The sequence below is a fragment of the Pseudolactococcus raffinolactis NBRC 100932 genome, assembly GCF_001591765.1.
In the GTDB taxonomy this organism is placed as follows: domain Bacteria; phylum Bacillota; class Bacilli; order Lactobacillales; family Streptococcaceae; genus Pseudolactococcus; species Pseudolactococcus raffinolactis.
Genome location: NZ_BCVN01000002.1, coordinates 76,488 through 90,215 on the forward strand (window position 1 = coordinate 76,488; position 13,728 = coordinate 90,215).

General features: G+C 38.5%; 15 protein-coding genes and 1 tRNA gene. 11 read left to right on the plus strand and 5 right to left on the minus strand.

Annotated elements, in window-relative coordinates; all coding sequences use genetic code 11:
* Position 1 precedes the first annotated feature (1 nt).
* From pgmB to LRA01S_RS01460, 9 genes are all read left to right on the plus strand, one after another.
* A complete protein-coding gene (gene pgmB / locus LRA01S_RS01415; RefSeq protein WP_061773869.1) occupies positions 2–664 on the plus strand; it encodes a beta-phosphoglucomutase in 663 nt (220 codons plus the stop codon).
* Positions 665–827: 163 nt separating this feature from the next.
* Positions 828–1,802, plus strand: a complete 975-nt coding sequence (locus LRA01S_RS01420) for a LacI family DNA-binding transcriptional regulator (RefSeq protein WP_061773870.1) — start codon at positions 828–830, stop codon at positions 1,800–1,802.
* A gap of 118 nt (positions 1,803–1,920) precedes the next feature.
* On the plus strand, positions 1,921–2,592 hold the full coding sequence (locus LRA01S_RS01425) for a response regulator transcription factor (protein WP_061773871.1): 672 nt from the start codon (positions 1,921–1,923) through the stop codon (positions 2,590–2,592).
* A gap of 36 nt (positions 2,593–2,628) precedes the next feature.
* A complete protein-coding gene (locus LRA01S_RS01430) occupies positions 2,629–3,984 on the plus strand; it encodes a sensor histidine kinase (RefSeq protein WP_061773872.1) in 1,356 nt (451 codons plus the stop codon).
* A 57-nt stretch (positions 3,985–4,041) separates the two neighbouring features.
* Positions 4,042–4,293 carry a membrane protein insertion efficiency factor YidD gene (gene yidD / locus LRA01S_RS01435; RefSeq protein WP_061773943.1) on the plus strand — a complete coding sequence of 84 codons (252 nt, stop codon included), beginning with the start codon at positions 4,042–4,044 and terminating at the stop codon, positions 4,291–4,293.
* A gap of 159 nt (positions 4,294–4,452) precedes the next feature.
* Positions 4,453–5,520: an ABC transporter permease gene (locus LRA01S_RS01440; protein ID WP_061773873.1), complete on the plus strand. Its 1,068-nt coding sequence runs from the start codon at positions 4,453–4,455 to the stop codon at positions 5,518–5,520.
* A 13-nt stretch (positions 5,521–5,533) separates the two neighbouring features.
* The gene (locus LRA01S_RS01445) at positions 5,534–6,202 is read left to right on the plus strand and encodes an ABC transporter ATP-binding protein (RefSeq protein WP_061773874.1); all 669 of its coding nucleotides are present in this window, start codon (positions 5,534–5,536) and stop codon (positions 6,200–6,202) included.
* Positions 6,203–6,548: 346 nt separating this feature from the next.
* Positions 6,549–6,809: an acyltransferase family protein gene (locus tag LRA01S_RS11390; protein ID WP_061773875.1), complete on the plus strand. Its 261-nt coding sequence runs from the start codon at positions 6,549–6,551 to the stop codon at positions 6,807–6,809.
* 308 nt (positions 6,810–7,117) lie between these two features.
* Positions 7,118–7,636 carry a hypothetical protein gene (locus LRA01S_RS01460; protein WP_061773877.1) on the plus strand — a complete coding sequence of 173 codons (519 nt, stop codon included), beginning with the start codon at positions 7,118–7,120 and terminating at the stop codon, positions 7,634–7,636.
* Positions 7,637–7,826: 190 nt separating this feature from the next.
* On the opposite strand, the gene LRA01S_RS01465 is transcribed toward LRA01S_RS01460, so the two are convergent.
* The 5 genes from LRA01S_RS01465 to LRA01S_RS01485 all read right to left on the minus strand — a co-directional run bounded on the left by LRA01S_RS01465 (position 7,827) and on the right by LRA01S_RS01485 (position 11,821).
* Positions 7,827–7,898, minus strand: a tRNA-Arg gene (locus LRA01S_RS01465).
* 32 nt (positions 7,899–7,930) lie between these two features.
* The gene (locus LRA01S_RS01470; RefSeq protein WP_061773878.1) at positions 7,931–9,040 is read right to left on the minus strand and encodes a DEAD/DEAH box helicase; all 1,110 of its coding nucleotides are present in this window, start codon (positions 9,038–9,040) and stop codon (positions 7,931–7,933) included.
* The gene (locus tag LRA01S_RS01475; protein ID WP_061773879.1) at positions 9,006–10,001 is read right to left on the minus strand and encodes a Gfo/Idh/MocA family protein; all 996 of its coding nucleotides are present in this window, start codon (positions 9,999–10,001) and stop codon (positions 9,006–9,008) included. Before LRA01S_RS01475 ends, LRA01S_RS01470 begins: the two co-directional genes overlap by 35 nt.
* Positions 10,002–10,049: 48 nt before the next feature.
* The gene (locus LRA01S_RS01480; RefSeq protein WP_061773880.1) at positions 10,050–10,757 is read right to left on the minus strand and encodes an energy-coupling factor transporter transmembrane component T; all 708 of its coding nucleotides are present in this window, start codon (positions 10,755–10,757) and stop codon (positions 10,050–10,052) included.
* Positions 10,757–11,821 carry an ATP-binding cassette domain-containing protein gene (locus LRA01S_RS01485; protein ID WP_061773881.1) on the minus strand — a complete coding sequence of 355 codons (1,065 nt, stop codon included), beginning with the start codon at positions 11,819–11,821 and terminating at the stop codon, positions 10,757–10,759. The genes LRA01S_RS01480 and LRA01S_RS01485 overlap by 1 nt, the downstream gene beginning before the upstream one ends.
* Before the next feature lie 53 nt (positions 11,822–11,874).
* On the opposite strand from LRA01S_RS01485, the gene udk reads away from it, so the two are divergent.
* Both udk and pta read left to right on the plus strand, forming a co-directional pair.
* Positions 11,875–12,501: a uridine kinase gene (gene udk, locus LRA01S_RS01490; RefSeq protein WP_061773882.1), complete on the plus strand. Its 627-nt coding sequence runs from the start codon at positions 11,875–11,877 to the stop codon at positions 12,499–12,501.
* A gap of 75 nt (positions 12,502–12,576) precedes the next feature.
* Positions 12,577–13,560 (plus strand): phosphate acetyltransferase, encoded by a 984-nt coding sequence (gene pta / locus LRA01S_RS01495; protein WP_061773883.1) that lies wholly within the window; start codon positions 12,577–12,579, stop codon positions 13,558–13,560.
* Positions 13,561–13,728 lie beyond the last annotated feature (168 nt).

Genomic DNA, 13,728 nt, shown 5'->3' on the forward strand with positions numbered 1-13,728 from the left:
GATGTTTCAAGCAGTATTATTTGATCTCGACGGTGTCATTACTGACACTGCAGAATATCATTTTTTAGCCTGGGAAAAATTGGCCCAGGAAATTGGGATTAAGATTGACCGTGAGTTCAACGAAAATTTAAAAGGTGTCTCACGTGAAGAATCCTTGCGTCGTATTTTAGAACATGGTGGCAAGGAAAATGACTATACAGCAGAAGAATTTGCTGCTATGGCCAAACTTAAAAATGATAACTATGTTGAGATGATTCAAGCGGTGTCACCAAAAGATATCTATCCTGGTATTTTACAACTACTTCAGGATTTACGGGGACAAGGCATTAAAATTGCTCTGGCATCCGCTTCAAAAAATGGCCCTTTCTTACTCGACCAGATGCAATTGACAGATTATTTTGATGCCATTGCCGATCCAGCTAAAGTGGCCGCAAGTAAACCAGCACCAGATATTTTCATCGCTGCTGCTGAAGGTGTTGGCGTAGATGTGAGTCAAGCCATCGGGATTGAAGATGCTTATTCTGGCATTGCAGCGATTAAAGCTGCAAAGGTGTTACCAATTGGCGTTGGTAAAGCAGAAGTATTGGGGACAGATATTGCCCTTGTTTCGGATACAAGCCAACTGACGCTTGATTTTTTAACAAAAGTATGGGAAAATAAATAGTCAGTAGACGGAAACGCTTTCAAGCTGTTTTCCGTTTTTCTCTTATGATGTAAATGGATAAATAAAAAACTAATTCTATTCTGGCTGCTAGACGGAGGGAGCGTCTTAACAGCAAGTAATAGATTTAAAGTAACAACTAAAATAGCGATCAGAAAGGGAATCTATGGCAGTTACGATTAAAGATGTGGCGAAGCGCGCGGGGGTAAATGCGTCAACAGTGAGTCGGGCGATTCATAATCACTCGGCGATTTCTGATAAGACCAAAGAAAAAGTAAAGAAAGCTATGGCTGACCTTGGCTATTCAAGGAATTCTGCAGCACAGATGCTGGCAAGTGGCAAGGCGGGTGCTATTGGTGTTATTTTTCCACCGATTGCAAACAAGTCTGAGCAACCCTTTTTCATGAAGATTTTGACAGCTATTAACGAAGAAGCCCGTCAAAACAAAATCACAGTTTCAATCGCTTCCGGCCATACAAACGAAGAACTTTTAAGTCAAGTCAGAGTCATGTACCAGGAAAAACGTGTGGATGGTTTTATCGTCTTATATGCTGGAGAAGCAGATGATGTGCGAAATTACCTATTAGCAGATAAAATTTCTTTTGTGATCGTCGGCACCCCTATTGAGCGGGCTAATGAGATCACTGCTGTTGATAATGATAACAAGCTCATGGGCGCAGAAGCTGCACAATACTTAGCGAATCTTGGGCACAAAAAAATGGCATTTGTGACAAATACAAATAAAGGTGAAGTCTTTCATGAGCGTTATCGTGGCTTTAGTGAGAAGATTCAATCCCTTGGTCTCAGTGGTCATTTACTTAATACGACTGAGAAACTCACAATAGGTGAGACTACAGCTCTCGTAGTTTTGGATGATATTCTTGCCATTAAAGTCATCCAGGGACTGACAGAACGTGGGGTTAATGTTCCCAACGATATTTCTGTGATTTCCTTTAATAACTCAGTCTTTGCGAGTCTGATTCACCCGTATCTCACGACATTCGATATCAACATCACGCAATTGGGACATCGCTCAGTGCAAAAGCTCTTGCATTTGCTCGCTGATCCAACTGATTTTAAAGAAAAAGTGACTGTACCCTTTGAACTTAAAGTCCGTGAATCAACAAAAGCTGTCAACTGATGGCTTTTTTATGTTTATCTTAAGTTTTTTAAGCTAAAATAGTGTAGAATGAAAAGAAAGCAAGTCAATAGAAAAGATTGGCCAATATAGCCTTATTAAAGAGGAAGGAAGTAAAAAGATGATCAAAATACTATTAGTAGAAGATGACCTATCTCTATCTAATTCAGTTTATGATTTTTTGGAAAATTTCGCAGATGTCGTACAGGTTTTTGATGGCGATGAAGGTTTGTATGAAGCGGAAATGAATATTTATGATATTATTTTGCTAGATCTCATGTTGCCTGAGAAAAATGGTTTTGAAGTCTTAGCCGAATTACGGGCCAAAGATGTCAAAACACCCGTCTTAATCATGACAGCTAAGGAAAGCTTAGATGATAAAATGCATGGCTTTGAAATCGGTGCAGATGACTATTTAACTAAACCTTTCTATCTGGATGAGTTAAAAGCACGAATTCAAGCCTTACTCAAACGCTCAGGAAAACTAGAAGATACCTCAACCATTAAATATGGCGAGACGCTAGTTGTCAATACCGCCAATAATCAAGTAACCATATCAGGTAAACCTGTTGAAATACTTGGCAAAGAGTTTGACCTGCTCCTTTATTTTCTGCAAAATCGCAACGTCATTTTACCCAAAGAGCAAATTTTCGATCGAATTTGGGGATTTGATAGTGACACAACGGTCACCGTTGTTGAAGTTTATATGTCAAAATTACGCAAGAAGCTCAAAGGTACAGAATTTGTGGAGAACCTTGCCACGCTACGTAATGTCGGATATATTTTAAGATAGGGCAGATCATATGAAAAAAGATGAAGACCAAAACGCATGAAAAAAATCATCAAAAAAATTGCTAGTCGTGACCTGTTTCGCTTTGATGTGAAGCATTTTTTGCATTTTTTCGTCGTGTTTACTGTCATTTTCGTGGCCTTATCTGTCATCATCCTACAAACGATGACCTCTGGTATCTATAAGTCAACAGACGAATCAATCGAAAAATTGGTCAAAAATCCACTCCTGTTGACGAATCTAGCCTTGCATGGCAACAATAGCACAACCATTTTTTCTGATGGTTCAGTCGTTAACCAAGGTAATGCTTCAGATTCATCTTCAGTTAACTCACAAATTTCTATTTTTTCACCCAACCAAACGGTTATTCTCTATGATAAAAAAGGTCAGATTTTAAATGCGGATACGAACCTAGGGACAGCTACTATCGCAGATAGCCTAAAATTCAATAAATCAGATGTTGGCAAGATTAGTACGATCACGATTAAAACAGCATCAGGAGAGTCTCTCTTATATCGTACAAAAACCTTCAAAGTTTCCTTTGACAAAAATATTACAACGAATATCGCCTATATTCAGCTTTTTGTTAACGTTGATCAATTATCAGATAGCCTGTCTCGGAGCCAATTCATCATCTTAACGACTATGGTCAGCTTCTGGTTAATTTCTCTGGTAGCCTCTATATATCTCTCAAGATGGTCACAAAAACCAGTCCTAGCTGCCTATGAGAAAGAAAAGAACTTCGTTGAAAATGCCAGTCATGAGTTGAGAACACCTTTGGCTATTTTACAAAATCGATTAGAGCTTTTGTTTCAAAAACCGACGGCTACAATCATTGATCAAAGCGAAAACATTTCGCAAAGTCTGGCAGAAGTCCGAAATATGAGGATGCTGACCAGTAATCTGCTCAATTTAGCTAAACGTGATGGGGGTCTAAAAGTCGAGTTGACTTCAGTCGACCAGACTTATTTTGAAAAAATATTTGAAAATTATAAACTACTCGCTGAGAACTCTGGTCGAGAGTTTACGAGTTCGGTCAACTTTAAGGATCGTGTCAAACTAGATGAAAGCCTGATCAAACAAGTCCTTACGATTTTATTTGATAATGCCGTTAAATATTCAGATACTGGCAGCTGCATTGACATCAAAGTCGAAAAAACAGGTCAAAGCTTAGTAATTACGACCTCAGACAATGGCTATGGTATTTCTAACGATGATAAAAAGAAAATTTTCGACCGTTTTTATCGTGTGGATAAGGCGAGGACTCGCCAAAAAGGTGGTTTTGGTCTTGGCCTTTCCCTAGCCAAACAGATTATTGATGCCTGTGGTGGTAGGATTGACGTTCAAGACAATCACCCGCAAGGTACCAAGTTCATCATCAAACTACGCGCTTAAGTTACAGCCGTTACAACATTATTAAACGAAAGAAAATAGAGCACCATGCTAAAAAAAATGATTACTCGTGTGCTCATTGCGCCCGTCCGATTCTACCAAGTGGCCATCTCGCCCATGTTACCAGGTGCTTGTCGCTATCACCCAACCTGTTCCAATTACATGATTGTTGCCATCCGAAAACACGGCTTTCTGGGTGTGATCATGGGCACAGCACGCATATTACGGTGTAACCCTTTTGTAAAGGGTGGTGTTGACTATGTCCCCGATCACTTTTCACTGAAACGAAATCCGGTCAATCCCTATAAATAGTAGGGAGAGCGAATGAAATATTAGACTTGTAGCCTAGCTGCAATTTTTTTCTAGTTGGTATCAAATGAGGGAGATTTAAAATAAAATAGATTTTTTAATTTAAAAATACTAACGGCAATATATTTTTGTGCTATACTAAAAATAAAGGGGGCGTTTCCTATGTTTTTAGCACTGAATGAAATTCGACACTCAAAATTGAGATATGCATTGGTGATCGGCGTGACATTTTTAATTGCCTATCTCGTCTTTTTCCTGACAGGCTTATCCTATGGACTAGCACAGGAATATCAGATGGCAATTGATAAGTGGCAGGCGACAGATATCCTCTTGTCAGATAAGGCAAACGATAGCTTATCCATGTCTCAACTGGATCCTAAAATTCTTGATCAAGTGAAGGCTAAAGAAAAGGCTGTTCTTGCGCAATCACCAGGGATTATTATCGACAGTAAGGACGACCAGAAAAAAGAAAATGTGAGTTTCTTTGGGATTGACCCTGGGCAATTTCTCAGACCTAATATTGTCGAAGGAAAAATGTTTCAAGAAACAGGTGACGTTGTCGCCGATAAGAGTCTAGAGACACGATACGGTTATGCATTAGGGGATAAGGTCAAACTAGCGACCAATGGTCAGATTTTGACCATCGTTGGTTTTACTGATCAGGCCAAATTTAGTGTGTCACCTGTCCTCTATACATCATTAGAGACTTTTCATCTGATGCGTTATGGTGCCAGCATGGCTGGCCAACAATCTACAAGTGTTAATGCCATTGTCACAAAAGGTAAACCGAGTGAAACAGCAGGTTTGAGTCAGTTATCGATTAAACAATTTATCTATAAACTACCTGGTTATAATGCGCAGGTCATGACTTTCGGATTTATGATTGGCTTTTTGGTGGTGATTACTGCCATTGTCATTGGGATTTTCATCTATGTTTTGACTATGCAGAAAATGGCGATTTTTGGTGTTATGAAAGCGCAAGGGATTTCAAGTGGTTATATTGCACGCTCTGTTGTAGCGCAGACTTTTATTCTAGCTTTCTCGGGCGTGGTGATTGGTTTGGTCGCAACAGTTCTATCTGCCATGGCATTACCCGATGCTGTGCCATTCCAAACACAACCGGTATTTCTCGCTACTATCGCGATATTGATTGTAGTGGTCGCAATTTTGGGTGCGTTATTCTCAGTACGCTCAATTGTTAAAATTGATCCTTTAAAAGCCATTGGATAGATTGGAGTAACTGATGAATGCAATAGAATTTAAAAATGTCACTAAATCTTTTCAAGATGGTGATGCAACCATTGAGGCCTTAAAAAACACCAATTTTTCAGTTAAAAAAGGTGAATTTGTAGCGATTATCGGACCGTCTGGATCAGGAAAAAGTACCTTCTTGACCATTGCAGGGGGCTTACAGGCGCCATCCGATGGTGAAGTCTTGATTAACGGCAAGACTTTCAGTGGTAAAAAGGAAAAAGAACGCGCCAAATTACGGTTTGATGAGATTGGTTTTATTTTGCAGAGTTCGAATCTTGTGCCGTTTTTATCGGTCAAAAATCAACTCAAACTGGTCGATAAGGTGAGCAAAAGTAAGGCTATGACAAAAGGTGGGGAGCTGCTTAAACAACTCGGTGTGGCTTCCCTGGTTAATAAATATCCAGAGGAGTTATCGGGTGGCGAAAGACAGCGTGTCGCAATTGTTCGTGCACTCTATCATGATCCTACGATCATCTTAGCTGATGAGCCGACAGCAAGTCTCGATACTGACAAGGCATTTGAGGTCGTAAAAATCCTTGCGGAAGAAACCAAAGAAAAAAATAAAGCAACGATCATGGTTACCCATGATTTACGGTTAGTTGATTATTGTGATAAGGTTTATCTCATGGAAGATGGTGTTCTGCGTGAAAAGCAGTAGGTTAAAATGAAATAACTTTAAAAACGCTAGGTCGGTAAAAAGACCTAGCGTTTTATTATTGGTCTTGATTTTCGTGATTACGTAGGAAGGTTCGAACGCTATTAAGCGATTTTCTTTAAAATGGATTATTTTTTTATTATTATTGAGGGATTGTTTACCTTTATTTCACTTGTTAGATTGTATTTCGTGCATTTATTTTCTTTCTAACATTTAAGTATTTTATATGGTATTTTTGGTAGTGTTTTATGAGGTTAGGTGCAATTATATTTAATTTAGAAATAAAATTTTGTAAAATAATTATGAAAATGTTATAATATAAATGATTAAATATGGTGGATGGATATAGGTGAAACAAGAAAAAAAGAGAAATATAAACATCGAATTGCTTAGAATACTAAGTATGCTACTGATTGTTTATCATCATTATTCAGTTCATAGTAGCTGGATTTTTCCTAACAGTTTTTCTAAGAGAACAGCATTGATAAATATTATAGGTAATTTTGGAAAAATTGGTGTTATTATTTTCGTTTTGATAACTGGATATTTTTATTCTAAGCAAAGATTTAGTGTTAAAAAAATTTTCCAGCTATCAACAATTGCAAGATAGTATACTATTCCAGCTCTTGTGATAAGCTTTCTTTTTATAGAAAAAGGGCTACATATGTCCTTGCAGGATATTGTTAAGGCAATTTTTCCCATTTCTTTTTCGGAATATTGGTTTTTAACATCGTTTGTGGTTATTTTAATACTTCAACCAATACTTCAGCCATTTCTTGTTTCAGCCAACAGAATACAAAAGTTGAAAATGACAGGGTTAGTTATTTTACTTTGCCATATTCCATCTTTCATAGGTCTAGTTTCTCAAACGGATAACTATTTTTCCCTAGTATAGAATTAGTATTTGTTTATGTTATCTTGGTAGGTGACCTTATCAAATCCTTCGAACAAGAACTGTCAAATAAGTATTTTAAATTTGTTGTACTTTTCTTTACAGGTAGCTTATTACTAATTATTTTTAAAGGGGTAGTATATCAACCTTATATTTATAACGAATTACCAAAAATTCCTTATTGGTTTTTAAATGGGACAGAAAGTATAAATGCAATCATTTTTGCTGGTACAACATTTATTATGATTAAAAAGATAAAAATAAAAAAATCAAGGTTTATTTTGTTTTTATCGCCATTAGTATTTGATGTTTATTTAATCCATGATAATAACTACATGAGATCATTGATATGGGAGAAAATATTCGATAATAAAAACCACTTTAATTCTTCTTTTTTACTTTTTAGGAGTTTACTTGAGCCACTAGTAGTGTTTTCGATTTGCATATTGTTAGCATTTTTTAGAGGTCAGATATCTAGTTTTATTGCAAAAATGAAAAAAGTCTCATTACCTCAAATTTCAGCTAGTGACAAACAAACCATGTAGATTCATTCTACATGGTTTGTTGTTTATTTTTTAATTATAAATACAATCATTGATTGTGTGATAATCTATTTGTGCCAAATTTGTGCTAAATTTTTTTAGAAAGTATTGTTTTCTATTTCAGGTAAAACGTAAAAACCCTTATAAAACAAGGGTTTTTACTTACGTATTATCGCCTATTATGGTGCTAAAATGTCCCCCGCCGGAATCGAACCAGCATCAAACCCTTAGGAGGGGCCCGTAATATCCGTTATACTAGAGGGACGGATAAATGGCATTTAGCCATTTAGTATTATATCATTTTAGATTGATAAATTCACCTGCTTTGAGCATTTTTTCAGGTTGTTTTTGATATTTTTTGACATTCTTTTCGTCAAATGAATTGCCGACAATGTTAACAACGACACCCGATTTACCCATACGACCAGTTCGGCCAGTTCGGTGGGTATAACTTTCAAGATTGACTGGGATATCAAAGTTAATGACATAGTCGAGGTCGTCAATATCAAGACCACGTGCTGCGATATCAGTTGCAAGCAGGAGTGTTATCTCACCATTTTTAAATTTCTCGATAATCGTTTTACGGAATCTACCATTGACATCGCTAGCGATAGAAACTGCTGCGATATTTTGGAAGGTCAGTTTTTCTTCGGCATTGCCGAGGTCTTCTAAACGGTTGAAGAAGACTAGACCACGCATACCAGGAATGTGAGCGATTTGTCGCAAGAGGTCGATTTTTTTACGATTTTCGACTTTGACCATGAAATGGTCAACCGTTGCATCCGTTTTTTCGACATTGATCTCAGCCAAGTTAGGTGCGAAACTAGCCATGTTCTCATAAACTTCGTGTGCCGTCGCACTAGATGCGATAAACTGATAATCCTTTGGTGTACGTGTGATGATCGGTTTTACAAATTTCCATTGAGAATCTTCAAGAAGGTTATCAACTTCATCGAGAATGATTGTATTGATGGCGGTCATTTTGATTTTTTTGTCCTTGACCAGCTCTAACGCACGACCAGGTGTTGCAACGATAATTTCAGGCCCTTTTTTAATGCGCTCAATTTGGCGTTTAATACTAGCACCGGAAATAATCAGATTAGCGCTTAGGCTAAGAGGTTCAGCTAATGATTTCACGACTTCAAAAATTTGACCGGCGAGCTCACTGTTGGGGGCTAAAATCAAGAGTTGTTGCCCTTGTTTTTTTTTTACTTTAAGTAAACTCGGCAAAAGATAAGCCAAGGTTTTACCTGTACCAGTCGGGCTCGTTGCGAGCACGTTTTGTCCCGATGAAATCACATCAAAGGATTGTTGTTGAATCTCTGTAAAGTCAGAGACAGAGGCTAATACGTCTGCCCAGACTTCGGGTAGCTTATTTTTTGTCAGCGTCAAATTTAATTCCTGCACTTTCTCTCATGGCATAACTTGTTGCAGCAACGTTAATTGCCATACTTAGCCAGTTTTCATAGTCGTCATAATGTTTCGGGGTATTTGGGTCTTCAATCACTCTGGCAAAATCAAGTGCTTCTTCTTGCATGCTATCTTTGGGTGCCTTGATCGGTAATTCAAGCGTTGTGCCATCTAATTCAATGAAACGCGCATAGTGGATCGCATTGACCGCATCAAGGACAAGCGTTCCAGTTGTTGTATAAATCTCATTAGGTAAAAATGAATTGTAGTTACCACCTGTTTTAAAGGCAACTTTAAAGCCTTCATAGGACAGGACACCGACGCCGGAAACGTCGATACCAGACTCTAGTAATTCAGCAGTGTACTGGGCATACTTTGGCTTGCCGAAAAAGGCATGCGCTGCATAAAGCAGGTAAACACCCAAGTCAGCTAACAAGCCACCTGAGAATTTAGGATTGAATTTATTAGGGAGCTCGCCATTTAACAAGGCAGGCATTTTAGATGAGTATTTAGCATAGGTGAAATCCGCGCCAACAATGACTTTATCAGCCAAAAATTCACGAATAATTTCAAAGGATTTTTCATGTAAATTGCGTGCCGCCTCAAAGAAAAGAACCTTTTTCTGTGCCGCAAGTTTGATGATCTCATCCAGTTCAGCGGGGTTTGAAAAGGCTGGTTTTTCAACGATGACGTGCTTACCAGCTAAAATCGCAGCCTTAGCCTGCTCGAAATGCAAGGAATTAGGGCTAGCAACATAAATCACATCCAAGTCAGATCCGACAAACTCAGCCAAATTTTCAAAGACATCCACATGATGAAAATCTTCAGTGAAAGTGACACCACTTGCCAAATTGCGCGTATAAATCGCAGAAAAGTGATAATGCTTTGTCGACAATGCTGCATCAATAAAAGCACGGGAAATCCAGCCAGTTCCAATCACACCAAGTTTTAATTTCATATTTTATCTCCTTAAATTAGGTTCGTCAATCAAGACAAACTACCTAAACTATCGAAACGGATTCCAAAGTCGACCGCCATTCACGACAATCAAGATGATACTTATTATAACAGAAAATCCAGCAAGCCACATGGCCCGTTTATCGCGTACGCTTATCGGGCGCATCTGATACCAAGTGCGTTTTTGCTTTTTACCAAAATGACGGCTGGCTAGCGTCTCGTCGTGCTTTGCTTTCAGCAAAAATCGCACAGCGTCAAACCTTGAAAACTTTTGATTTTGGGCGATAGCAGCCTTATACAGTTTGGTATAGGCTGCGTTAAAACGAGAACTCAAACCGAAAAGACGACCGATAGTATATGACAACCGATAAGGCAATCCTACATAATTTAAACTAGCAGCAATCTCTAATGGCTGACTCGTCATCAAGAAAATCTGAAAGAAAGTTAGGATAATCACATCCTTAAAAAAGATATTGAGTAAGTAAATTGCTTCTTGAAGTGTTAAATCTGCGATCCAACTGATATTGTAGTGGTAAAGTGATACACCATAATCAGGATCAAGACTAAAAGTAATCACAAGATGCAGGATAATCAAAATCCAAAGCCATTTAGCGAATTTAAGCTTTGCGCTTATAAAACAAGTCAGAGCTATCAAAGCCAGAACACCTAAGAATCGCGTATCGTTAGTTATCAAGGCAGCAACCATGGTCAGGATAAAGATGAGGAATTTAGTAAAAGGGGTCAAAGATTTAATCATTAGAAAACCTCCTGTCTATCCATGAAAGGTAGTAACTTATCTTCATCGGTCACGAGGATCAGCGTAACGCCTTGGCGGTCGAGATAGGCTAGAATCTCAGGAAAGCCCTCAAATTCAGGTTGATCAATGATGACGATCGGCGTTGCTTGCATGAGGATGCAAGCCGTTGTGAACAGACGTTTTTGGCGATAAGATAACTGAGACAGGCGAATATCTTTGACAGCAGTTAGTTGGCAGAGTGTGAGCAGCTCATTGGAAATGTCTGCATCACGGACGCGCTCTACAAAAATCATGTCATCAGGATTGGCCATGATGTAACCAATCTTTCGGCCACGTTTATCAAGAGATTGGTGGGTGACATCTTCATAGTAGAAATCAATTTCACCTGATGTTGGGCGAAAACCAGCTAGCATATCTGCAACGGGAATTTCATCTGGAGCTGTAATGGCGACTTTTTCACCCTCGTAAATGGTGAAAGACATTTGGTCTACAAGTTCTGTCACTGAGAGAATCGCTTTATCAGGATTAATTTGACGAGTGAGGTCAAGTTCTGCTATTTGTCTAGTAGTTATTTCTTCTGATAAATCAATTACTTGATCGAATAAATTTGGATCAAAGTCACCTGACACGATCAGTGTGCCATCAAAAGCTTCTGGTAAAAATAAAGGCTCATCCAAGACCAAAATATCAGTGGGGAGGATGAGGAGTTGCGCTAAAGCCAGTAATTTCTTTTGATAGGTAGTCAACTCAGAAATGTCAGTGTTAAGGTCATCTGTCAAGTGATAAGCTTCAGCACTGGCTAGAATGCTTGTCTGCATTTCCCTAAAAGGGACAGCGTTATTTTCTAAGTTAAAGGCGAGGTTTTCGGCCACAGTACCAGGCACAAAATTATCGTCTAGGGTTTGAAAAAGGATATCAAATTGATGCTTAGGGAGTTTAGCGATTATTTTTTTCAGTAAGGTAGTTTTACCGCTCGCCATAGGGCCTTTGATCAAAATTTTGTCGCCAGTTTGGATGACAAGCTGGTCATCTTCTAACGCTAATAAAGTGTTCTTTTTGTTCATTATAGTATATATTTTACCAAAAAATCAGAAAAATTGATATAATAGAAGTTATGATGAAAAAACCAATGATAATTGGTGTGACAGGAGGGTCTGCTTCGGGCAAGACTTCTGTTAGCCAAGCCATACTGACTAACTTTTCAAACGAACAAATCGCTTTAATTGAGCATGATTCTTACTACAAAGATCAGAGTCACCTTGTCTTTGAAGAACGCCTTAAAACCAACTATGACCATCCTTTGGCTTACGATACGACTTATTTAATTAGCCAACTTGAAGAACTTCAGCAGGGAAAAGAGGTCGCAATTCCGATTTATGATTATACGAATCATACCCGTAGTAAAGAGACTTACTGTCAAAAACCAGTAGATGTTATCATCGTCGAAGGTATTTTAGTCCTAGAAGACGAGCGCTTACGTGATATGATGGCCATCAAAATCTTTGTGGATACAGATGATGATGTTCGGATTATCCGTCGAATTAAGCGAGATATGTCAGAACGCGGTCGTAGTCTAGATAGCATTATCGCCCAATATCTGGGGGCGGTTAAACCTATGTATCATGAGTTTATTGAGCCAACCAAACGTTATGCGGATCTGATTATTCCTGAAGGTATCAGTAATTTAGTCGGTTTAGATATCATTAATACGAAAATTGCATCAATTTTGAAAGAAAATAAGTGAGAAAACGTTTACAAATCTTTGTGAATTATGCTATAATGTGTCGGTAAACTAAAAAAGGTAAGGGACGAAATATAGATGAAAAATGATTTGTTTGATGGACTCAAAGCGAAAATTGCAGGAAAAAACTTGAAAATAGTCTTTCCAGAAGGTATTGAACCGCGGATTATTGGTGCAGCTCACCGTTTGCAGACAGAAGAGTTAGTTACACCGATTCTTTTGGGCAATGTTGAAGAAATTTCAGCAACATTGCGCTCGCGTGGCTTGCAATCATCGCTCTTTACAGTTATTGATCCAGCAGACTACGATCAGTTTGATGAAATGGTTAACGCCTTTGTTGAACGTCGTGTAGGCAAAGTGACAGAGGAACAAGCGCGTGACATTTTGTTGGATGTCAACTATTTTGGGACCATGTTAGTCTATATGGGCTTAGCCGATGGTCTGGTATCTGGTGCTGTTCACTCAACTGCTGATACAGTACGTCCGGCGCTTCAGATCATTAAAACGAAACCAGGAGTTTCACGGACATCAGGTGCTTTCTTAATGGTACGTGCCTACGGTAAAGAAAAATATATTTTCAGTGATTGTGCCATTAATATTAAACCGGGTGCTCAAGAGTTGGCTGAAATCGCCATTGATTCAGCAACAACGGCAGCATTGTTTGACATTGAACCACGTGTGGCCATGCTCAGTTTCTCAACCAATGGTTCTGGCGCTTCAGAAGACGTGACTAAAGTTGTTGAGGCGACAAAAATAGCCAAAGACTTGCGACCAGACCTTAAAATTGATGGTGAAATGCAATTTGATGCGGCATTTGTCCCAGAAGTTGGACGTTTGAAATTCCCGAATTCTTCAGTTGCTGGGAACGCCAGTGTCTTTGTTTTCCCTGATTTACAGTCTGGAAATATCGGTTATAAAATTGCCCAACGTCTCGGGAATTTTGAAGCCATTGGTCCCATTCTTCAAGGTTTGAACAAACCAGTCTCTGACTTGTCACGTGGCTCGAATGAAGAAGATGTTTATAAATTATCAATCATCACAGCTGCTCAAGCTTTGATGTAAGGCTCAAGTATAAAATGAATCAGGGACAAAAGTCCTCTAAAAAAAAAGGCTATGAAGGATTTCTATTAACACTAGAAATCCTTCATAGCCTTTTTTTGTATCAAATTTTGGTGATTCTATACCAAATCGGTATTCTATCTGGGAAACAATGCGAAATTGGTAAAACTG